This is a genomic window from Paenisporosarcina sp. FSL H8-0542, from assembly GCF_038632915.1.
In the GTDB taxonomy this organism is placed as follows: Bacteria; Bacillota; Bacilli; order Bacillales_A; family Planococcaceae; genus Paenisporosarcina.
In genome coordinates, this window is the sequence record NZ_CP152050.1 from 2775804 (window position 1) to 2798443 (window position 22640).

The window sequence follows — 22640 nt, forward strand, 5'->3', positions numbered from 1 at the left end:
GTAAAGTCATCAATTTAGTTTATATAGTGGTTCTGCAAGAAAAATATAAAGTTGTTTTAACTTAAATTATTTCCCCATAAAGCATTTAGAAATACCATATATAACGTGAAGAATCCTGTTAATATAGTGAAGCTTAACGGGATAATTCTTAAGGTTTCGTTTTTTCTAATTGTTATTATAAAAATAGCAAAAGAAAGGATTGCAACAACATAAAAAAGATAAATCATAAGATAGTGAGTTAGTGGTCCCAAAAATAATCCAAGTACCGCAAATTGAATTAAAAAGGCTAATATAGAAATAGCAACCCACTTTAGTCTACTTTTGATGGATACTATATTTTTAATTGAGAAAAGTACTGAAATTAATACAATTGCAACAAGCAGCCATTCATACAAGTAGAACAATGATTCTTTGTGGACGGCAAAATAATATCCAAGAGCGGATAATGGTATGATTGTGAGCAGTAAATATCCATTTAGTTTGAGATAAAAGGTTTCGTTAATTTTCTTCTCCTCCTTTTAAATTCCCCATTTACGCCCAGTATTAAGATAACAGTCCAATTAATTTTAACAGATAATTCCATAAATCAAAATAATTTCTTTTAGTAAACTGACCTCTAAGCCACCCATGCAGCGAATAATCACTGCACCACAAAGGATGAAAATTTGTTCTTAATGGGTATAAATCACTACGGATGACGAAGAAGGTCGATGAACTATGGTGCCATAGAGCCCAACCGTTAGTCTGACTCCAACGACCACGGTGCATCACAAAACTGTCGCCCCAATATGAGTAGCACTTACGGGATATTTATCCTACTTTAGTTACTGCACCAGACTTGCCTTTATTCTTAGTAGATTGGAGATACTTCTCGATTTACTTACCAACTCCAAATAATTTCTCTTAAGGCTCAGCTTTTTTCGGGGTCCTTTTGATATGCACTATTATTGATTTTGAGCGTTTTTTAATTTTCATGTGAGTTCAATAAGTTAAAAAAAGAGCGTTATTCCTACTCGGATCATCGCAACTTTATTTCAAAACTACAATAGAATAAAAACCTCGTATTTTGTTTGATCAAAATACGAGGTTTCACCTGTTAATTACTATTCATTTTTATTTAATAGCTCCCAGCTAAACTGGCCAAAAGCCTTTTCTGATTGTGACACCCTACGTTCATATTGTCGAACTAACCTATCGAACGCAATAAATTCACTTCACAAATTGGATTGATTTCTGATTCCTCTGCCACACGACACTTACCAAGATTGTAATCCCTAGTACGACGAATCCTAGCAAGAAAGGATATATAATATTCACGTCATATAAAACACCAGCAAGTAGCGGTCCAACTACGTTACCAATACTCATATAGGCGTTATTCATCCCCATCGCGAAGCCTTGTTCATTACCTGCTAGCTTTGAGATCAGCGTATTCAGCACTGGTCTCAAAATAGAAGTTGCAAGGAACACCACTAACGTAATCATAAAGAACAGCACATAGGTGGAGGCAAATAAAGATAAGAAGAAACATAAAGCTGTCAGGGCGATAAAGAAATTCAAAATGATTCCTTCACCATACCTTCGAACGAGACGATCCACCACCAATAATTGCATCACAACGCTGACAATCCCTGTTGACGTCACCATCACTGCAATCTGTTTCGGTGTTGCGCCAAATTGATTATCCACAAACAGACCTAATACCGATTCATATGCCATCAACCCAAAACTCATGACGAGTGTAATAACAAGTGGGATAAAATAAGGCTTTTGTACAGACTGTGCAAGTTTTTTCACCATTGATTCCTGTTTAACTGCGCCTAAAACATCTCCAGTTTCCCTGCTTTCCTTCAATACAATTATTGAGAATATCACAGACAACAACGATACCAATGCGGAAACGAGTAATGGAAGCTTCAAGTCATAATCCGCCAAAAACCCTCCGATTCCAGGTCCAATGACAATTCCGAGTGACATCGCTGCGGAAATGTAACTATTCCCTTTTGCACGCTGATCCATAGTCGTAATATCTGCTACATAAGCGAAAATCGCAGGAATTAATAAGGCTGCTCCGATACCGCCTATCACTCGCGATGTATACAGCACCCATATTGAATCCGAGAAATAAAACACAAACATGGAAAGCGTTAATCCGCTTAGACCTGCAATAATCATCTTCCGTCGACCAACTTGATCTGCCCACTTACCGGCAATCGGTGACATGACGAACTGTGCCCCCGCAAAGATGGCAATCATAAGACCTGCCGCCATGCCCCCTTCACCAATCGACATTAGATAGGCTGGCAGTATCGGAATGATTATGCCAAAACTCCCTATTGCGATAAACATATTTATCATTAAAACAATTATTTTCTTTCGTTGATCTTGCATCATAACTATTCCTCATCTCATTTAACATACTTTCCTATCTAACCCTACCTACCAGTCAAACGTCAACTCTTTCGGTTCATTTACTTGAAATGTAATCTTTTTTTATGTTGGGTACGATTGTGACGAATTAAACAACTTTTTCGACTATATTCGACTTTATTCATTATTTGGTAGGTAAAATCCTTCTTATCAACTATAATAAAAAGGAGTACTAGCTACTATAATACAAAAATATTGTTATATATTGTAAAACCTTGAATTATTTACTTAAGACACTTTGCAAAAACCTTATTATAAAGGGGGGATTTGAATGCAAGCACAACAATTAAATTTACAGCTAATTGAACAGTCGAAAATGCGATGTGAAGAATGGGGATTGGATCCGACGATTATTCCCGACCCTTTTGAAATTGGCCATGAACAACTACAACAAATTCAAAAAGAAAATAAAGAAGTCTTGAAAGTGGTGGAATTTTTTATTCCAGAATTTTTGAAGATGGTAAAAGGAACTCCACTTTTGATTGTTGTTACCGATAATCAGGGCATCGTTACCTATATGGAAGGTGACAATACGATTAAAGATGTCATTCAACAACTTGGCTTCAGAACAGGCGTTCAGTTTACGGAGAAATACAATGGAACGAATTGTATCAGTCTTGCACTGAACCACAATCAACCGGTGGAAGTAGTAGGCTCTCAACATTATCATGATTTCCTCTATCAGTCGGCTTGTTATTCCGTGCCAGTTACAGATCATCGTACGAACGGCACTCTTGGAACAGTTTCCATTATGACCGCTTTGAATTTTGAAGACCCTCTACTCCTTTCCTTGCTTTCGATTGTCGGAACGAGTATCGAACGTGAAATCCAATTGCAAGAACAAAACAAAGATTTGAATGTGCTGAACCAAGTGTTAACGGAATCCTCACATACTGCCATGATTTTGACGGATCATTATGGTCGTATTATGGAATTTAATCCATATGCAGAAAAACTGACAGGATTGAAACGCCAAGATGTGATTAAAAAGCCTGCGTCTGAGCTGGCTATTCTTAAGGATTGGATAGATCAAATCATCCAAACGAAAGAAAGCTTCTCCGATATCGAAGTGAAATTCCAAAAACCGGATTCGTCAAAAGAAACCATATGTCTATTTGACGGCCGTCCAATTTACAGTGTGAATCAATATTTCATCGGGACAGTCTGCAGTTTCCGGGACATAACGGAACGCTATGAAAACCAATTGATCATGCAACATCACGCACATCATGATGATTTAACAACATTGCCTAATAGACGCTATTTCCATAACTATATAAATGGCATTCTGGATTCATCCGATGGGAAAAATATTTCATTGGCGGTTTTCCTGCTAGATCTTGATCGTTTTAAATTAATCAATGATACATTGGGTCATGCAAAAGGTGATACGTTACTTGTTGAAATCGCTCAAAGATTAAATCATTATTTACTCGACAAAGGAAAGCTGTTTCGAATGGGTGGCGATGAGTTTACCATCGCTTTGACAGATTTCAATTCAGTTGATGAAATAAAAAAAATTGCCGACGATATTATTGAAGTCGTTCGGAAACCATTTTTCCTTCAAAACCTGGAGTTTCATGTTAGCACGAGTATCGGTATCGCCCTCTATCCAAATGACGGGTCAGATATCAATACCCTATTCCTACATGCAGATACTGCTATGTACCGTGCAAAAGATCAAGGGAAAAACGGTTACTGCATATACAATTCGGATATGAACGAGGAATCTCTCAAGAAACTGACGCTCGAATCGGAGCTCGAATTAGCCATAAAAAATAACGATCTTATCCTGCATTACCAACCGCAGATTGATTTGCACACTAAGCAAATTGTGGGAGTTGAAGCCTTATTACGCTGGAATCATCCTGAACTCGGACTTATTCCTCCAGCTGATTTCATTCCACTAGCTGAAGAAATGGGATTGATGGTACATCTTGGTGAATGGGTACTCAATCACGGCTGCCGTCAAATGAAAAAGTGGCACGATCAAGGCATGACGTCATTGAAACTATCCATCAACTTGTCTCCTCAGGAATTTTTAAAGCAACGTCTTGTGGATAAAGTCAAACAAGTATTGCAAGAAACTGGGCTTGCACCACATGGTTTGGAACTGGAAATCACGGAATCTATGACAATGGATGTTATTCGTTCCACATCAATCTTGGAAGAATTGCATGAGCTTGGTATCCAGATAGCCATGGATGACTTTGGTACAGGCTACAGTTCACTTAACTACTTGAAGAACTTCCATATTCATCGTCTGAAAATTGATCGAAGTTTCATTCGTGACATGCTGAATGGACCGAAAGATGGCCAAATCGTTAGCACCATCATTTCCATCGCACATGCGCTGAATCTAAAAGTCATTGCAGAAGGCGTAGAAACAAAAGAACAGCTTCATTTCCTTGAAAAATTACAATGTGACGAAATACAAGGCTACTATTACAGCAAACCGTTATCAGCTACCGATCTCGAAAAAAAATATGAATTTAATTCATCTAGAGGTGTCATTCATCCATGAAATCAATTGCATCATTATTGGTCGAACACTTAAAATCATTTCAAGTAACTCACGCATTCGGTATTCCCGGTAAAGCGGTTGTTCCTCTTCTCCTTGCAATGGAAAAGAACGAACTTGAATTCGTATTAAGCAGACACGAATCTGGCGCTGGCTTCATGGCTGCAGGTTATGCACGCCAGAACAATACGCTTGGGGTCGCGGTCGGAACTTCAGGACCAGGTGGCACGAACTTGCTGACTGCTGCTGGACAAGCAAAAGCCTTCCACCTGCCGGTACTTTTCATTACTGGACATCCTTCAGTCAAAGATTCAGGACGTGCCATGGGTCAGGATTCCAGTATTTTCGGGACAGATCTTGTAAAAATGTTTGAACCAGTTACTCTTTTCAGCGCAAGAGTCGAACGAGCTGATCAGTTCCAAGTATACTTCCAGCATGCACTTCAAAAAGCACTGACTGGAACAAAAGGTCCTGTTCATCTTTCCATCCCTGCTGACGTGTTGATGGAAGAAATCGAGCCCTTTACATTATCGCTTCCGGCCTTGGAACCGGCGGTCTCGCCATACATGGGAGAAGTGAAATCCTTGCTGGAGCAAGCGAAAAGACCTCTCCTGTTCCTAGGGAAAGGTGTGCATATTTCACAGGCTTATGACGAAGTTAGCCAACTTTCACTTCAATACAATGTGCCCGTCATCACTACACCGGGCGGAAAAGGAACAATTCGCACTGACCATCCGGGTTACCTCGGTCCTTTCGGATTGGGGGGAACGCAAGCTGCGACTGATTATTTAAATGAAGGCGTTGACTTGTTAATTGTCATCGGAACGAAACTGACGGATATGACGTTAGCCGGTTTCACTCTGGACATGGCGCCTGAACAAATCATTCAATTTGATATTGAAGCGACATTTATCGGCCGGTCACTACCTGTTCCTACCCTGCCTGTCATTGGGGATGCAAAAACGAATCTACATGCCATTCTTGACCCGGCATTTCGTGAAATTGCGGCAACAACTTTCGCTGAGAAAGAAGCAATTGAAGTTGACATTCTTCCTTCAACTACCGAAAGATTGTCAGCAGTTACTGCTGTCCAATTGATGCGCAAACATCTGCCCTCAGAGACCATACTGTATGGGGACGATGGAAGTCATACTTTCTACGCAATCGAGAATTTCACGATTGAACAAGAAGGTACATTCTTTATGGATGATGTCTTCGGGACAATGGGACATGCAATCGGCTACGCCATCGGTGCTAAATTTGCAGATCCCAACCAAGCCATCGCCTGTCTGACTGGCGACGGCTGCATGATGATGCACGGCACAGAAATATCAGCCGCTGCATGCCATGACCTGCAAATTCCATTTATCATCCTGAACAACGGTCGCTTAGACATGGTCGACAAAGGCATGCGCTATAATTTAGGGCGATCAGTCGGAACGGTTTACGAATACCCAGCAAACTTAAGCCTATTCGGCGAATCACTGGGTGCAGCATCTTTCCGTTGCTTCACTGCTCAACAAGTTGAAGAAGCCCTGACCTTCGCAAATGCTAACAAAGGGCCAACCGTCATCGAAATAATGGTGGACCCTGAAGAAATCCCACCTACTCTGAAACGCGGTTAATAGATACCCCACCAACTTTTTTCGAGTTGGTGGGGCTTTGTTTTGTTAACTAAAGAAGTGTCACGTTAATTTTGATAAGAGGTTGCTGTTGTTTGTTGGAAAATGCCGTTTCAAACAAAAGTTGCGTTTTTTCCAACTAACATTTCAGATTCCCTAACTAACAATCAGAATTTTCCGACTAATTAGCAGTGGTTATGTTCGGAAGTCTATAATGGGTGTCTGGTATTTTTCTTTATATTAGAATTATAAAAGATTCCATAAATACAAAGAATTTCATGATAAACTAGAATTATCAGAACAGGAGTGATCACAATGCGCGTAGCCATTTTCGACTTTGACGGTACACTGTACCCGCAAGAAACATTTACATTAATGATGAACTATATGAAGAAACACCCTGTCCACTCATCAAAATATCAATCATTTTACCGAGCGCTTATGAAGCCATACCTTGCCTATAAAATGAAAATATACCCTGAAAATAAAATGAAAGCCAAATCAATGCAACTCTATCTAGACGCATTCAAAGGTATGTATCAACGTGAAATCGAAAAATACTTTGAGGATATGTCCCGTGATATGCACAAAGACCTTAACTGGAATGTTGTCGATCGTTTGCAAAAGCATTTAATCGAAGGTGACCATGTCCTTCTCGTGTCAGGTGCTTTCACTCCCATGCTAAACGAAGTTACCCGTGACTTTGCTATTCACGATGTCATTGGTACAGAAATTCCAATGCGAAACGGCAAAATCGATACAGATACTGGCATTTACCATATCCAAGGAGAACGAAAAAACGAAATGATAGAGAAAGCACTTGAAGGCATGGAGATTGACTGGGAAAACAGTTCAGCTTATGGCGACAGTATTTCAGACATCACCGTTTTGGAACTTGTTGGAAATCCGGTGGCGGTCCGTCCCGAATCCCGACTGAAAGCAGTAGCTGAAGAACGCAAATGGGAGATTATTTGGTAGACAGAAAAGTGGAGAAGCCCACTATAGCTCGACTCCAACGCTGGAATGGCCGAATCGAAAAACCTGTTTTCAAATGTTGTTAGGAAGGAAGGCTAAGAGCCCGACATCGTGTCGGAACGCCTTCATGATCAACATCCGATTGAACCAAGCTTAGGTGCGGGCTGGCACTTGTAGCTGGACCGCACAATTAATGTAAAAGCGACTGAAGATATAATTTCAGTCGCTTTTTCTTTTCCCGAAGCCTACTCAAGAGTGTTTCAGACGCGAGTGATGATTTTTCCGATGTCACCATCTTTTCCTCAAACTGAGATTTCGCACTAGTAAAGTTCAATGAATAGCCACCCCCGTGCACTGGTACGTATGATACACTTAAAAGAAAAAAGGAAGTATTCATAAATGAAACGTTTTAAATTTATCATTCCGATTATGGTAGTCGTCGCGGTTCTTTCGTTATGGCACTTAAGCACAGATTATTCAGAGGTTCCTCTTGCAACACGTATTTTGATTGCAGCAGGCGGTTCCGTCGTGTCAGGCATTATCTCCTACTTTATGCTGAGAAAAGATGTTCATAAAGTCGACCCAAAACCTGCAGAACCTACCAATAAAAAACGCTAAATATATTTACGTGCACTATAAATATGGACAACAAATACTACCTCCAATTGTTAGTTGTGTCTAACAATTGGAGGTGCAGTTCATTTTGACGGTGCTTTCTCTTTCCTTTCGAGACTTCTTAAAAATCTCATAGACACCTTTTACCTCAAAATTTATCGCTCAAGCACATCTCAACACCAACTTCACTTGTTGAGACACCTCTCACCTCAAAACAAAAAAACCTTCCCTAATCGGGAAGGTTCATAATTATTTCATTTGATATATACGTGTTTCAAATGGTGCCATCTCGAAACTATTCATTTCTTCGTGAGGTTGCACGTCTTTGTTCGCCAATAATAAGTTATCGAAATTAAATGCGGACTCCGCCATTTTTTCAATGGACACGGTATTTGCTCCCAAATTGGAAATGACAACTACTTGTTCGTCACCCAAAGTACGCGAATAAGCATATACGTATTCATAATCAGGCAGCAATAAATCGTACGTGCCATACGTAAAAACATCGTGTGATTTTTTCAGTTGAATCATTTTTTTGTAAAAATGATAGATGGACTGTTCATCTTTCAACTGGTTTTCAACGTTGATGTCAACATAGTTTGGATTGATGCCAATCCAAGGAGATGCTGTAGAGAAGCCAGCGTTTTGTTCAGACGACCATTGCATCGGGGTACGTGAATTATCACGGCTTGATGACCAAATGATGTCCATGATTTCTTCATGCGTCTTGCCTTCACTTATCTTAGAAGCGTACATCCCTTTGATGGCCACATCATTATAATCTTCAATCGATGCGAACTGTACATTGGTCATGCCGATTTCCTGACCTTGATAAATGAATGGCGTTCCTTGCATGAAGAAATACATAGCTGCGATAGATGTTGCACTTTCGTACCAGTACTCTTTGTCGTTCCCCCATGTGGAGACGATGCGGGCTTTGTCATGATTTTCGATGAACAATGCGTTCCAGCCATTGTTCTCAAGCCCCTTCTGCCAACGCGTCAACACTTCTTTAAGACCTTGGATATCCAGTGTTTTCTTACCTTCAGCATCCCATAATCCCAAGTGATCGAATTGGAACACCATATTGAACTTACCGTTCTCTTCTCCAACCCATTGATCGATTTCGTCGAGACTGACACCGTTTGCTTCGCCAACAGTCATGATATCATATTTTGAAAACGTCTCTTGCTTGAGTTCTTCAAGGAATGGTTGGATTCCCTCGACGTTCATATATTTTTCCCATGCGTGAATATATGGTTGATCCGTAACGTTTTCCATATCTGAAAACGTTTGGTCTTTTTTAATATGGCTGATTGCATCCACTCGGAAACCATCAATGCCTTGATCCAGCCACCAATTAATCATGTCATAAAGGGCTGTTCGCACGTCACCATTTTCCCAGTTCAGGTCAGGTTGTTTTGTCGAGAAGATGTGTAAATAATATTGCCCACTTTCTTCATCCAATTCCCATGTTGAACCGTTGAAAATACTTTCCCAGTTGTTCGGCTCTTTGCCATCTTTGCCGTCACGCCATACGTACCAATCACGTTTCGGATTGTCTTTTGACGATTTGGACTCGATAAACCATTGATGCTCATCACTCGTATGATTAATAACCAAATCAATAATCAGCTTCATCCCACGTGCGTGAACTTCTGACAACAATTGAGTGAAATCGGCCATCGTGCCAAACTCATCCATGATGTCCTGATAATCGCTTATGTCATAGCCATTGTCATCATTTGGTGATTTGTACATCGGACAGATCCAGATAACATCAATGCCTAAATCTTTCAGATAATCCAATTTTGAAATGATTCCTTGAAGATCGCCAATGCCATCTCCATTTGAATCCATAAAACTACGAGGATACACTTGATAAACAATTGCTTCTTTCCACCAGTTTCTAGTCAAATCTTTACCTCCTTCAGTCTTTCAAGATAACTGCACATTTCATTTTTCATTTAACTTTTTTCAACTTACCTGTTTTACTTCACATCACCAGCCGCTTCTCCTAAGATCCCTCTCGGTCGAAAACTTATTAAGACTATTTGTAACAATTTCATATGTATTAATCATTCTGTAAGGGGTCTCAACTTTGCCCCATCGATGTTGATATTGAATTTCCAAAATACGAAGAACAATGGAATCATGATTCATTGGAACGGATACCATATACTTTTCTTACGAGAAAGTATGTATGCTGCCATCGAAGAGATAATGATGATAAGAATGATTACGCTCGGGGTCATAATCATGAGGGTATTGAAAAAAATATTGGAACGAAATCCAAACGCTCTAAAATATCATTGTCATCATCCATATGAAAACAACGAAACATATAAAGTTCATTGTCCCAGCAAATAGAACATTTCTTAAAATATGAAAACGCTTGCATAAACTTTCCAGGAATCTGTGCAAACGTTTTCACAAATAGGTAAACTTATCGTATCACATGACGTTTCTTCATTCAATAACACTTTTTATATTATTCAATTACTTTATTTTACTTAATGCGTAATTCACTTTCTTTATCAAAGAAGTGTCCTTTTTCCAAGTTGAATGCAAGATTGATTATATCGCCAGGCTGAACATTGCTGCTAGCATCTATTCGTGAGATGAATTCTTGATTGTCGATGTTCGAGTAAACCATCAATTCCGCCCCAGTAAGTTCTGATACTTCCACTTTTACAGGCAAAGTTGGTGATCCAACAGGTGCTTCATTTGAAATATGTTCAGGACGAATTCCTAAGATTACTTCCTTACCTTCGTAGCCTTGCTCTTTTAAGTAAGTTGCATGTGAAGCTGGAATTTCAAGAGAAGTTTCCCCAATCACAAAATGTCCTTTCACGACTTTTCCATTGAAGAAATTCATAGAAGGTGAACCGATGAAACCACCAACGAATACATTATCCGGCTTATCATATACTTCTTTTGGCGTGCCGATTTGCTGAACGAGCCCGTCTTTCATAATGACAATACGTGAAGCCATTGTCATTGCTTCTGTTTGATCATGTGTTACATAAATAGTTGTTGTCTTCAGTCGTAAATGTAATTTGGCAATTTCAGCACGCATTTGAACACGCAACTTCGAATCAAGGTTCGATAATGGCTCATCCATCAAGAATAGATTGGCATCACGGACAATCGCACGACCTAGTGCCACGCGCTGACGTTGACCGCCTGATAGTGCTTTTGGTTTGCGATCCAAATAAGGTTCCAAACCAAGAATTTCAGCAGCATTTTTTACACGTTCTGCAATTTCATCTTTCGGGAACTTACGCAATTTCAATCCGAACGCCATATTTTCAAATACCGTCATGTGAGGGTAAAGTGCGTAGTTTTGGAAAACCATTGCAATATCACGCTCTTTTGGCGGAACATCGTTCATGCGTTTGCCATCGATATAAAAATTACCATGCGAAATATCTTCAAGACCGGCAATCATACGCAATGTGGTTGACTTCCCACACCCTGAAGGACCAACGAAAACAATAAATTCTTGTTCTTCTACATGCAAGTCAAAATTTGAAACGGCAGTAACGTTGTTATCGTAAACTTTTGATATGTTTTCCAACACTAATTTTGCCAATCCATACACGTCCTTTACTTATTTTTTCTCTTCTTCGCCTGACCATACCAGTAAAGCAGCACCAAGCATACCTGCTTCATTGCCAAACGTCGCTCTTCTTACTTCCAACGGCTTCAGCAACAACGGTTCGAGTGCCTCCAGTAAGTGAGACCACCATCCATCTGCCGATTCGGAAACACCGCCGCCGATTACAACACAATCCATATCAAGGACTGCCTGTAACGAACTGATAACAATAGCCAAATCACCCGTGAATTTTTTCGTGATAGCTAATGCTTCCGTATGGCCTTCACCAGCAAGTTCAAACATTCGGTTCGGTGACACTAACTGATTTTGATTATCCACAATATTACGTTCAGCAATAAAGCGTCGCAGCGCCGTCCCTGAAACATATTGTTCACTGCAACCCGGTCGACCACATGCACAGACGTGACCATTCGGATATAAAATCATATGACCGACTTCCCCCGCACCGCCGTGGGCTCCATTCATAACGTGACCATCGATGACAAAACCGCCACCCAGTCCAGTACCAACCGTTAAACAAACCGTGCGTCGGAAACCTTTTGCTGCGCCAAGTCGATGTTCAGCAAGACCGGCACAGTTCGCATCATTATTGACCTCGACTCGAAGTCCTGTCGCTTTCTGTAAAAGCGCTTTCACTTCTGTGCCTTGCCAGCCGGGCAATGTCTCGGTTTCGAAAGTGATCACGCCTTGTTCCGCGTCCACCATGCCTCTCGTGCCAATCCCAATCGCCTCGATGTGCGGATGGTTCTGTAAAAATTCGACTACTTTTTCTTCTAAATAAGGATACAAAGGGATCTGAGTTGGAACAACATGATCTTCAATCACTTGTCCCGTCGAATCGACAACGCCGAATCGAATCTTCGTCCCTCCAATATCCACACCAAGGACTACCATCTACTCTTGACCTCCATTATATTGAAATCTATTAAACGATGAAGTTATCTTTTTTATCATACATGATTTTACCGATTCGTCTATATTTGATTTTTCACAAAATTCATTCCGACGCAGATGAGTAAAAAATCAATGCCTCATATGGTCGCAACTCAATTTTATCAAGCAGATCAACAGAAGGATAATTATGGCTGATCAGTTTACTATTACAAATATAGTTTTTCACGACATCATCTTTTAGTAAAATTTCATCCTTACTGAAATTACATAACACCAACAGGCTTTCTTTCTCAGCTCTGCGTTCATAAGCAAATAGCTGTGCATGATCCTTGAATAATATTTTGAAGTCACCGATTGTGATAACGTCCAGCTGTTTTCTCAACTTGATCAGCTGCTGATAATGTGCAAACACCGACTGTTCACTCTGTAAATCATTCGCCACATTAATTTCTGAATAACTCGGATTAACTTCGATCCACGGAGTCCCCGTTGTAAAACCACCATTTTTTTCAGATGACCACTGCATCGGTGTGCGTGCATTATCGCGACCTTTTGCATAAATGGATTGCATAACGGTATCGTGATTGGCACCCTGCTCCATTTTTTCATGATACATATTTAATGTTTCCAAATCTTTGTATTGGTCAATTGTTTCGAATGCCACATTCGTCATGCCAATTTCTTCGCCTTGGTAAATATAAGGTGTCCCTTGCATCATATGTAAGCAAGTTGCGAGCATTTTTGCTGACTCCACACGATACTCCCCATCGTTGCCGAAACGCGACACAATCCGTGGTTGATCATGGTTATTCCAATAAAGACTATTCCACCCTTTGTCTTGAAGCGAGATTTGCCACTTTTCAAGATTGTCCTTCAGATCGATTAAATTCAAAGGTTTTAGATCCCATTTACCATTAGAACCATTATCTAAATCCATATGTTCAAATGTGAAAATCATATTCACTTCTTTATTTTCAGGGTTCGTGTAATCGATTGCTTCCTTTGGTGAAGCTCCTGGCATTTCGCCAACTGTCAAAACGTCATAATGCGAAAGCACTTCTTGATTCATCTCTTGTAAAAAGTCATGTATCTTCGGACCGTTAATGAAATAGGGACTGCCATCCCCGTAGACTTGTCCTTCATTTTGTGCACCATTAGGCAAACCTGGCTCCTTAGAAATGAAATTGATTACATCCATACGGAATCCGCCAATCCCTTTATCCAGCCAAAAACGCATCATGTCATACACCGATTGTCGCAATTCATCATTTTCCCAGTTTAAATCAGGCTGTTTTTTAGAGAACAAATGAAGGTAATAATCTTGTGTTGCGTCGTTCAATTGCCAAGCGGACCCACCAAAAACCGATCCCCAATTGTTAGGCGGCTGTCCGTTTTTACCCTGTGCCCATATGTAAAAATCTCGTTTAGGATTATCTACACTCGACTTCGACTCAACAAACCACGCATGTTCATCCGATGTATGATTGACGACCAGATCCATAATAATTTGGAGATTCCGTTCCTTTGCCGCTTCCAATAACTCATCAAAATCCGCCATGCTTCCGAATTCATCCATGATGGATTGATAATCCCGGATATCATAGCCGTTGTCATCATTTGGAGAATCGTATATCGGACTCAGCCAAATCACATCCACACCAAGCTCCACCAAATAATCCAATTTTGAAATGATTCCTTGTAAATCGCCGATTCCATCACCATTAGAATCATAAAAACTGCGTGGATACACTTGATACACAACACTTTTTTTCCACCAGTTAGTTTCAATATTCATGTCATTTCCCCCGTTAATTTTTGAAACTAGCGTACCATAATTTTCACTAGACCGAAAATTTTCATTTTTCTCTTATCTTGAGGCATAAAAAAAGAACCTACAATGTTTAGACGCTTGAAGATTCTCTTTAACGATATTTTAATTGTATGACACAAAATTAAAGCTCAATTATATTCCTTGGTATCTATTCAGTAATGAATCAAGCTCCTGGCTGCATGCGACTACGCTGGAATGCGTAAAACCAAAATGCTTTGCTTTGTAATACATTACTCTCCTTTTAATATTGATTTGTCCAAGTAAAAACATTTTAAGGTGAATATTTGTCATGATTACCCTTTCCTCCACTTAATAATTTTTGGTATTTTTTGTATACGAATTAGAGACGTTGTACACTCAAAGAACATCTTAACTAATTGGCTTTGTAAAAAAATGTCGCATTGTGGTGAGTTTTTAAAAATTCACTAATTTGTCACATTCACTAAATTATTTGATGTTTAATATTGAAAAAACATGTTTTTTCTGATTCGCAATTTTAGTAATACGAAATAATATTTTGTTCATCCAGGTGCTTCATGAATTTTATTTGTATTTGAATTTCCGGCAAGAGATTTACACAGTAAAAATGCTAATAGGATACCAATCATATCAACGCCTACATCAAAAAGTCTCCCATTGCGTTGAAAATATAGCTGTAGGATTTCTGTAAAAAACGCAAACATACTGCATAACATAAACGCATGGCCAAACCTTTTGATCGTTGTAAAAAGGAAGAAAAACAGAAGTCCAAAAGCAGAAATGTGACCGATTTTTTGTATCACATAGAACTCTTTCTCGAGGTGAATATCATGTGTAATAAACAAGTCACGAAAATTCGGTTTGACATCCAGATGAAAACTGATTGCTTGCTCATATAAAAAAGCGTGAGCATCCGCGGTACAGCCTGCGACTAATATCGTGACTATCCAGAATAACAGGAGGAGTGGTTTTAAACATGTGGAAAGCGCCATGTTAGTTCAACTCCAGCCCAGGTAGAAATATACTCTTAATAAAATTTTTAAGCTTTATTAATAAATAAAACAAAACCGCACATCCTTTCATCGAATGTCATGTAAAGCGGATATGAGGAAAGACTATCTGTGGCTATTGAAAAGGTTGACCACAATTTCTATCAGTTATTCGCACAAAATAAATAAAAGCCGACAGAATGAACTGTCGGCCCGTGTTTTATGAATTTTGGTTACCTCTTAATTGTTGTTGGGCTTGTGCTACTAATCGCTTAGTGATTTCTCCGCCAACGGAACCGTTAGCACGCGATGTAGCGTTTTCGCCTAATTGTACTCCAAATTCTTGTGCAATTTCATACTTCATTTGATCCAAAGCTTGTTTTGCACCTGGTACTGACAATTTGTTGCTTGAATTGTTGTTTGCCATGTTACTCACCTCCTTGTTGCATATAGAATGTCTCATTTTTAAAAAATCATACAAGAAGGTTATATATTTTGTTCAAGAATGGATGTTTTTTATGAAGCGATTTAGGCTGACCATTGTTTTGTTGGAACAATAGAGGGTTTAGTTGAAAAAAAGTGTGGCTTAATTGGAAAAAAGGAGATTTTAGTTGGAAAAATTGCAGCAATCGTTGGAATTATACCTATAGTGAAATCTATATGTGCCTATATTATTAATAACTCCTTTCATATATATAGAAACAGAAGGAGGATTCCGATGAACAAAGTGATGTATACCGTATATGAATGTTATAAAGAAGTTTTCAACCCACTTGAAATAGTGACGTCTATTTTTAGATACATTAAAATAACCAGTTGGAAAAACCGTTTGATTCTTGCTACCATGCCAACTTCGTTACTTGTCTGTCTATTTCTGTATTTCAATAATTATTTTGTCCTAGCCACACTAACTATTTTCACGGGATATTTAGTATATGCCATATTTGAATGTTATTTAAAACATGATATTTCCATTAACAACTCTATTTATCATTTCAAACAGGACTATGAAGAAGAAGTATCGACGTGGATTAACTTACTGGAACAGAAACTTCACTTTTCTCTTATGGATCTGAATAATCTCCAAATGCTAGAGGTCATTGTTCGAAATGAAATTGAAAATACCATGACCAAAAAATCGTTTGGAACCCGTATGAGTAGTTCCATTCAAATTTATTTAATTCCTTTACTAAGCTTTTTAGGCGGGATTCTCTTTTCCCAATCGATTACGATTCAATATTTGGACATGGTGTTCCTGGGAATTGTCTGGTTTTTCCTTCTCCTCGCAATTATTAATGTGATGGCACATACAATCTTTGATTTCTCGAGTCAAACGAAACTTCGGGATATTTTATCCTTGCTTTTGGAAATCAAACTCAACATTATTTCCTCACAGAAAAAATGATATTCCACACGAATTTAATTAGGCAATTCGATTGATTTTTAGATATGTTTGAATGATTTCCAGATAAACCACGTTGATTTAGAGATATCACCATGCGAAATATTGATATGTACGAATGAATTTCAGATATCCACTTGTGAATTTCAGATAATCTATAAAAGACCTATTTTTCAACACAAAAAAACCTTTTGGAACTCAAGCCAGAAGGTTTTTGCTTTGATTATAAGGAAATAATGCTTACATTTCTTCTGACAAGGTAAGAGAGTTCTTAAGGTTAACCGAGAATAATAAAATAATGAAACGACACATTTACACAAGGAGGTACATATGAATGAACAAAATATCACTAATTTAGTTGCTATCCTGCAAGACATTCAAATTGAGCTACATCACATCAGTGATTCGTTACATACGTTAGCACACCATCCTCCCATCCACGATAAAAGTTTCAACGGAATGGAAGAAAAATTAAGGCGCATCGCCTGTTTTCTGGAGGATATCTCATATAAAAAATAAATGATATGTAAATTTTTTGATACAAAAACCCACTAGAACCAGCTCTAGTGGGTTTCGTGCGTAAACTCTTTATTCATTTCACAGATACGCGATTGCGACCTGCTCCTTTTGATAAATAAAGAGCTGCATCCGCTTTAGAAAATAATATACTGGAATCGTTGCCTTTTTCATACGTTGTCACACCAATACTGACAGTCACACGTTTTTGAGTCCAGGAGCCATGATCGAGATTCAGTCGAATCCGTTCCGCCATCACCCGTGCGCTTTCTTCATTCGTATTCGGAAGCAAGATTATGAACTCTTCTCCACCCATGCGGGCAACAACGTCATGCTCTCTAGTCTCTCTTAAAAGCTTCCATGACAGCTCGCGAAGCACGGCATCGCCCATTGGATGGCCAAACGTATCATTGATCTGTTTGAAATGGTCGACGTCAATCAGCAACAAGGAAAAAGTCTCATTCTCTGAACTCTCCGCTAACTCAACGAGATCCATTAGTTTTTTCTCCAAGAAACGACGATTCTTCAATCCCGTCAGTGCATCCGTCATTGCAAGTTCCTGCAATTCCACATTTAAATCCAACAATTCCTGTTGTTTCCCTTCGACTTCTTTCAGTAACTCTTGCAATTTTCTGTTGGCTTCATCTGTATCATGAAGAATCCGCTCAGCATTTCGTCGAGCAAGCAACAGCTCATTCTCATACTCATCGCGGACTGCCATCTGAACCAGTACACAAGCAAATTGGTCATTGTGTTTAATCGCATTCATCAAAACCGGAAGATGATGTTCTTTACCTTTTAACATCAAATACATCTCATTGACTTTTCCGTGCAACATAATAGATGGAGCGAAGTAAGTTTGAAAATAAATGCGGGAAGGCACCGTCAAAATGTCATGTAAGTGAATAGGTGTATCTTCTACACCGAGCATATCACGCAAGGTACGATTCATTTCCACCACGTGAAAGCTTTGATTCATCACCAAATAACCACAAGGCGCCAAATCCAATTGCTCTTCCATTTAATTTCCTCCCTTCACTTCGTCAAATACGCTTTTATGCACGTCACAGTCTCTTCAGGATAACTAAGATGCGGATTGTGTCCTGTAGCTTCCATCAGCACAAACTCACTTGTAGTAATTTTCGTATGTAGGTATTCGCCTACTGCCACCGGGGCAATAGCATCGAATTGTGTCTGTAAAATTAAGGTTGGTGACGTAATTTCACCAAGTATATCACGCGAATCGGAAGTAAACGTCACTTCAGCAAACTTCCGTGAAATGACAGGATCATTCGAGCACAACGTGTTCTCAAAATTCTTTGTTATTGTTGAATCCGAATCTTCACCCATTACAACTGGCGCTAAATATTTCGCCCATTCCCGATAATTAATTTCCATCATATCTAGCAACGCATCAACATCCGATTTATCAAAGCCGCCAACATATCCTGGTTCATTCAAATAATGTGGTGAAGGACCAATCATTATTAATTTTTCTATTATCCCGGGTCTCTCAATACTAGCCAATGCACCGATCATACTACTGACAGAATGCCCAACGAATACGATATTTTCCAACTCAAGTGCGTCACACACATCAATTACATCTTGGGCATACCCATTCAAAGAATCGTATCGTTCTGTCGAATACCTAGACTTATCACTGTTGCCAGAACCGACATAATCAAACAGGACTACACGATAATCCGTTGAAAATGCTGGTGCTACATCACGCCAAACGGACTGATCACAGCCAAAACCATGAGCAAACAATATAGTCTTTTGACCTTCCCCAAACACTTTCACATTATTCCGTTCAACTATATCATTGTACATTTACCTAATTTCTCCTTCGTGACGTATTCCATTATAGGTTAATTATACCATAATAAACTCCACAATATGGTAACTTACCATCTATTTTAACAACTTCAAATATACATCTATTTACTGCTTGCTTAACATAAAAAAATAGAATTAACAAAACAACAGAACCCAGCGAATAAAACCTGGCATGGAGAAAGCTGTATCTTTCCTAGAGTCTCGCAGGTATGGAGCGATGTTAGATGCGACTTCCGAGTTTAACAAGATGGAAGGAATTGCAGAAGATAGTAAAGCCTATATCGCAATATCTTGCATTTTATTCTATGACGAATGTTACAACACAAAAACACTTCCAGTTACATGCACCGGAAGCGTCTATCAATCGCCTATCAACTTAAAAAATTCTACCTCGAGCTGTTCAGGACGAATCGGTTTACTGAAAAAATATCCTTGGCCCATCGGACAGTCCAATTCCGCAAGAAGATGAAGATGCTCCTCTTTCTCAATCCCTTCAGCGACAACATTGAGATTGAAGGTTTGTCCGATTGAAATGATGGTCTTAACCAGAGATAGGTCCTGGCTATTGCCAATCAAATCACGAATAAACGATTGATCGATTTTCAACGTATCAAATGGCAAGTTCTTCAGCATACTCAGCGACGAATACCCTGTACCGAAATCATCAATCGAAATACCTACTCCAAGAGCTTTCAGCGAATTAATTTTGGGCATAACCAAATCAATATTTTCGATTACACTTTCCGTTACTTCAAATTCCAAATATTTTGCTTCAATACTATAAGAATAAAGACACGACTCGATAAAAGGAACGAAATTATTATCACGGAATTGGCGCTGGGATACGTTCACTGAAACTTTAACAGGCGAATACCCTTTGTCCTGCCATCTTCGCATCTGGTACAGAACATCATTGATGATCCAGTTACCAATCTCATTGATCAACCCTGTATCTTCAGCTACCGGAATAAATTCCATCGGCGAAACCATGCCAAGAACCGGATTGTCCCATCGTATTAAGGCTTCAATGCCTGCCAGTTTGGAATTGTGCAAATCAAACTTCGGTTGATACACCACATAAAGCTCCTCATTGCGAATTGCTCTTCTCAATTCTATTTCTATGAGCGTTCTTCTTTCACGCTGCTCTTTTAACTCATTATTGAAGAATTTATAGGTGTTTTTTCCATCCAATTTTGCATAATACATCGCAGTGTCTGCCATTGTAATTAATTCATTCATATCGTCCGTATGTTCTGGACTGCCGCTAATGCCTATACTGGCCGTCACAAAGATTTCATTGCCTTTAAGATAGAAAGGCTCTTTTATGTATTCTCCAATGTCCATTGCGATATTTTTAACGAAATCCATGTTCTCTTTAAGAATCAGGACAACAAACTCGTCGCCACCTAAGTGATACGTCTTAATCATACGATTACTGAAGAAATTCAATCGTTCCGCTACCTCAATTAGTAATTTATCTCCCACTTCGCGGCCCATTGTATCGTTGGTTATTTTAAATCGGTCCAAATCAATAAACAACAACGATGATTCTAAAGATTGTTCTTTGAATATTTCTAGATCTTGATTCAACTTGCGGCGATTTGGAAGATGAGTCAATTCATTATGTTCAGCTTTATACTTCACCATGGCTTCGTATTGTTTTTTCTTTGTTATATCTCGAATAATCACGAGTGTTTTTTGAGTTTCATTTAATAGTGACATCGTGATTTCCAAAGGAAACGTGGACCCATCACTTTTAAGTCCGGTTGCTTCACTTCTGTCATACCCATTTTTTTTAACTTCAGAAAAGAAGTTTTCATGAAAGTAATCGATGGATTCTTGTGTAAAAAGTTTTTCCCAATGTATTGTTAAAAGCTCGTCCTTTTGATAACCATACAATCTCGCCAATTCTTCATTGACAAATTCATGGTTTCCTTCTTCATTCGTTATCCCAATCGCATCAACCGACGAATCCAATGCATACGTATAATCAACCAACACACTTTTCGTCGAATCAAGTTCTCTCTTCGAATGCAAATACTTATCAATCTGTAGCCCAACTACCCACCCTAAAAACAAATTAACCGGTAATGTAGCCAGACGCCACCACGAAAAGTTTTCTTGAATGACCAAGACGATTAAATTTAGGAGTAGTGCAATAGATGTAATTAATATTCGCCATTTAAATCGCTTTGATATACCCACTCACCCCTATCATGTTTTTCCTTAACAACAACGAATTGATTAAATTCGCCTTCGTTGATTTCAAGGCAATTTAACTGATGCCCATATACACAAGCCCCATCTATGCCGATTTTCTTATTTCCAAAATATATATCAGCCTTTTCATGTAAATAAATCGCTGGAGTATGACCATGAATAATCGTTTTGTCAAACTTGTGATTGACGGTCAAAAACGGTTCCCTTATCCAAACTAGATCATACTCACTTGTCGTCTTCCAATCTTCGTACTCTGGATTAATCCCTGCGTGAACAAAGATAAATTCCTCTGTTTCAAAATAATATGGTAGGTCTTCGATAAAGTTAACAATCTCTTCGTTTGATTCTAAAATCTCCTTTGCCCACTTCTCATAAGTCGAATCAACAGGGTTATCTATATTAATTTTACCGAGAAAAGAAATAATGGTTTCCAATCCACCACTCCTAAAATAAGTATGTTGTTTACCGATTGGATCTTTTAACCAATCATAAAATAGCTGGTCATGATTCCCTTTTAATGCAATCGCTTTTTGACGCTCTACCAATTCTTTGACGAAATAGATGACGTCCTTACTATATCTCCCTCTATCCATATAGTCACCTAGTAAAATTAAGTCATCTTTAGCAGAATCATAATTCACCAATGTTAGTAATTCTTTAAATTCATCTAAACAACCGTGTATATCGCTAATGGCAAGTATTCTTTTGCTAATGGTAATCAACCTCATCTTCATCGTAATTTCCCTGTTACATAAGATAGGAACGATAATTGCTTTATTACTTCCGTAATCAACTTGTGCTTTAATTTAAGATAGCCAAGTTACTTGTCCACACTCTCAAAGTATTTTTTAACATATTCTCTTATAAAGCTGTCTCTCTTCAGCAAATCTTCTTCCTTACGGAAAAACCCGACTTTTTTCATCTTTTGCTCAATCGGCAGCTGTTTCCATTCTTCAATCGCTTTTCCTTCAATTTCATAACCCTTCCGAACGGAAGAAATCATGATATCTATTTTTTCGGCTCTAATTTCTTGGGCTGTTTTTGGGACTTCCAACCTGTTCAATACCTGTTATTCAAGTTCCTTTTTCTCTATTATCATAATTCATCAACCTGAAAAAAGTCTATGTTTTCTAGCAATTTTGTAAATATCTTCATATGGTAGAGTGCGAAATTAAACACAAA

At 38.8% G+C, this 22640-nt stretch carries 20 protein-coding genes; 6 read left to right on the plus strand and 14 right to left on the minus strand.

Translation table 11 applies throughout. The annotated features are described in order from the left end of the window. Positions 1-56: 56 nt before the first annotated feature. Complete coding sequence (locus tag MHH33_RS14125; protein ID WP_342542083.1) at positions 57-395, minus strand: hypothetical protein; 339 nt, start codon at positions 393-395, stop codon at positions 57-59. An 814-nt stretch (positions 396-1209) separates the two neighbouring features. Then, positions 1210-2394, minus strand: coding sequence for a tetracycline resistance MFS efflux pump (locus MHH33_RS14130; protein ID WP_016428157.1), 1185 nt, complete (start codon positions 2392-2394; stop codon positions 1210-1212). A 307-nt stretch (positions 2395-2701) separates the two neighbouring features. Between MHH33_RS14130 and MHH33_RS14135 the strand changes: the two genes are divergently transcribed. From MHH33_RS14135 to MHH33_RS14150, 4 genes are all read left to right on the plus strand, one after another. Then, entirely contained in the window at positions 2702-4954 is a 2253-nt protein-coding gene (locus tag MHH33_RS14135) for an EAL domain-containing protein (RefSeq protein WP_016428158.1), read from the plus strand. Further along, entirely contained in the window at positions 4951-6576 is a 1626-nt protein-coding gene (locus tag MHH33_RS14140) for a thiamine pyrophosphate-binding protein (protein ID WP_342542084.1), read from the plus strand. Before MHH33_RS14135 ends, MHH33_RS14140 begins: the two co-directional genes overlap by 4 nt. 312 nt (positions 6577-6888) lie before the next feature. After that, the gene (locus MHH33_RS14145) at positions 6889-7551 is read left to right on the plus strand and encodes an HAD family phosphatase (protein ID WP_016428160.1); all 663 of its coding nucleotides are present in this window, start codon (positions 6889-6891) and stop codon (positions 7549-7551) included. A gap of 396 nt (positions 7552-7947) precedes the next feature. Then, entirely contained in the window at positions 7948-8166 is a 219-nt protein-coding gene (locus tag MHH33_RS14150; RefSeq protein ID WP_016428161.1) for a hypothetical protein, read from the plus strand. A gap of 246 nt (positions 8167-8412) precedes the next feature. Here MHH33_RS14150 and MHH33_RS14155 read toward each other — a convergent pair whose 3' ends face one another. The 7 genes from MHH33_RS14155 to MHH33_RS14185 form a co-directional block, all read right to left on the minus strand. Continuing rightward, positions 8413-10080 carry an alpha-glucosidase gene (locus MHH33_RS14155; RefSeq protein ID WP_342542085.1) on the minus strand — a complete coding sequence of 556 codons (1668 nt, stop codon included), beginning with the start codon at positions 10078-10080 and terminating at the stop codon, positions 8413-8415. 592 nt (positions 10081-10672) lie between these two features. Further along, the gene (gene ugpC, locus MHH33_RS14160) at positions 10673-11758 is read right to left on the minus strand and encodes a sn-glycerol-3-phosphate ABC transporter ATP-binding protein UgpC (RefSeq protein ID WP_342542086.1); all 1086 of its coding nucleotides are present in this window, start codon (positions 11756-11758) and stop codon (positions 10673-10675) included. An 18-nt stretch (positions 11759-11776) separates the two neighbouring features. Further along, on the minus strand, positions 11777-12679 hold the full coding sequence (locus tag MHH33_RS14165; RefSeq protein WP_342542087.1) for an ROK family protein: 903 nt from the start codon (positions 12677-12679) through the stop codon (positions 11777-11779). 103 nt (positions 12680-12782) lie between these two features. Further along, the gene (locus MHH33_RS14170; protein ID WP_342542088.1) at positions 12783-14474 is read right to left on the minus strand and encodes an alpha-glucosidase; all 1692 of its coding nucleotides are present in this window, start codon (positions 14472-14474) and stop codon (positions 12783-12785) included. A gap of 168 nt (positions 14475-14642) precedes the next feature. Continuing rightward, positions 14643-14801, minus strand: a complete 159-nt coding sequence (locus tag MHH33_RS14175; RefSeq protein ID WP_016428166.1) for an aspartyl-phosphate phosphatase Spo0E family protein — start codon at positions 14799-14801, stop codon at positions 14643-14645. 230 nt (positions 14802-15031) lie between these two features. Beyond that, positions 15032-15481 carry a VanZ family protein gene (locus MHH33_RS14180; RefSeq protein WP_016428167.1) on the minus strand — a complete coding sequence of 150 codons (450 nt, stop codon included), beginning with the start codon at positions 15479-15481 and terminating at the stop codon, positions 15032-15034. 217 nt (positions 15482-15698) lie between these two features. Continuing rightward, a complete protein-coding gene (locus MHH33_RS14185) occupies positions 15699-15905 on the minus strand; it encodes an alpha/beta-type small acid-soluble spore protein (protein ID WP_016428168.1) in 207 nt (68 codons plus the stop codon). A 291-nt stretch (positions 15906-16196) separates the two neighbouring features. On the opposite strand from MHH33_RS14185, the gene MHH33_RS14190 reads away from it, so the two are divergent. Continuing rightward, complete coding sequence (locus MHH33_RS14190; RefSeq protein WP_342542089.1) at positions 16197-16883, plus strand: hypothetical protein; 687 nt, start codon at positions 16197-16199, stop codon at positions 16881-16883. 327 nt (positions 16884-17210) lie between these two features. After that, a complete protein-coding gene (locus MHH33_RS14195) occupies positions 17211-17399 on the plus strand; it encodes a hypothetical protein (protein WP_016428170.1) in 189 nt (62 codons plus the stop codon). Between the two features lie 73 nt (positions 17400-17472). On the opposite strand, the gene MHH33_RS14200 is transcribed toward MHH33_RS14195, so the two are convergent. From MHH33_RS14200 to MHH33_RS14220, 5 genes are all read right to left on the minus strand, one after another. Further along, positions 17473-18417, minus strand: coding sequence for a GGDEF domain-containing protein (locus MHH33_RS14200; protein WP_342542090.1), 945 nt, complete (start codon positions 18415-18417; stop codon positions 17473-17475). Positions 18418-18431: 14 nt separating this feature from the next. Then, a complete protein-coding gene (locus tag MHH33_RS14205) occupies positions 18432-19232 on the minus strand; it encodes an alpha/beta hydrolase (RefSeq protein ID WP_342542091.1) in 801 nt (266 codons plus the stop codon). Between the two features lie 366 nt (positions 19233-19598). Then, positions 19599-21443 carry a bifunctional diguanylate cyclase/phosphodiesterase gene (locus MHH33_RS14210; RefSeq protein WP_342542092.1) on the minus strand — a complete coding sequence of 615 codons (1845 nt, stop codon included), beginning with the start codon at positions 21441-21443 and terminating at the stop codon, positions 19599-19601. Next, positions 21407-22192, minus strand: a complete 786-nt coding sequence (locus tag MHH33_RS14215; protein ID WP_342542093.1) for a metallophosphoesterase — start codon at positions 22190-22192, stop codon at positions 21407-21409. Before MHH33_RS14215 ends, MHH33_RS14210 begins: the two co-directional genes overlap by 37 nt. Before the next feature lie 86 nt (positions 22193-22278). Then, positions 22279-22512: a hypothetical protein gene (locus MHH33_RS14220; RefSeq protein ID WP_342542094.1), complete on the minus strand. Its 234-nt coding sequence runs from the start codon at positions 22510-22512 to the stop codon at positions 22279-22281. Positions 22513-22640 lie beyond the last annotated feature (128 nt).

What these genes read in the sequence shown, in the direction of transcription:
- MHH33_RS14130 (WP_016428157.1), bottom strand. Translation starts at nt 2,394, where the DNA reads ATGATGCAAGATCAACGAAAGAAAATAATTGTTTTAATGATAAATATG.
- MHH33_RS14135 (WP_016428158.1), top strand. Translation starts at nt 2,702, where the DNA reads ATGCAAGCACAACAATTAAATTTACAGCTAATTGAACAGTCGAAAATG.
- MHH33_RS14140 (WP_342542084.1), top strand. Translation starts at nt 4,951, where the DNA reads ATGAAATCAATTGCATCATTATTGGTCGAACACTTAAAATCATTTCAA.
- MHH33_RS14145 (WP_016428160.1), top strand. Translation starts at nt 6,889, where the DNA reads ATGCGCGTAGCCATTTTCGACTTTGACGGTACACTGTACCCGCAAGAA.
- MHH33_RS14150 (WP_016428161.1), top strand. Translation starts at nt 7,948, where the DNA reads ATGAAACGTTTTAAATTTATCATTCCGATTATGGTAGTCGTCGCGGTT.
- MHH33_RS14165 (WP_342542087.1), bottom strand. Translation starts at nt 12,679, where the DNA reads ATGGTAGTCCTTGGTGTGGATATTGGAGGGACGAAGATTCGATTCGGC.
- MHH33_RS14170 (WP_342542088.1), bottom strand. Translation starts at nt 14,474, where the DNA reads ATGAATATTGAAACTAACTGGTGGAAAAAAAGTGTTGTGTATCAAGTG.
- MHH33_RS14175 (WP_016428166.1), bottom strand. Translation starts at nt 14,801, where the DNA reads ATGACAAATATTCACCTTAAAATGTTTTTACTTGGACAAATCAATATT.
- MHH33_RS14180 (WP_016428167.1), bottom strand. Translation starts at nt 15,481, where the DNA reads ATGGCGCTTTCCACATGTTTAAAACCACTCCTCCTGTTATTCTGGATA.
- MHH33_RS14185 (WP_016428168.1), bottom strand. Translation starts at nt 15,905, where the DNA reads ATGGCAAACAACAATTCAAGCAACAAATTGTCAGTACCAGGTGCAAAA.
- MHH33_RS14190 (WP_342542089.1), top strand. Translation starts at nt 16,197, where the DNA reads ATGAACAAAGTGATGTATACCGTATATGAATGTTATAAAGAAGTTTTC.
- MHH33_RS14195 (WP_016428170.1), top strand. Translation starts at nt 17,211, where the DNA reads ATGAATGAACAAAATATCACTAATTTAGTTGCTATCCTGCAAGACATT.
- MHH33_RS14200 (WP_342542090.1), bottom strand. Translation starts at nt 18,417, where the DNA reads ATGGAAGAGCAATTGGATTTGGCGCCTTGTGGTTATTTGGTGATGAAT.
- MHH33_RS14205 (WP_342542091.1), bottom strand. Translation starts at nt 19,232, where the DNA reads ATGTACAATGATATAGTTGAACGGAATAATGTGAAAGTGTTTGGGGAA.
- MHH33_RS14215 (WP_342542093.1), bottom strand. Translation starts at nt 22,192, where the DNA reads ATGAAGATGAGGTTGATTACCATTAGCAAAAGAATACTTGCCATTAGC.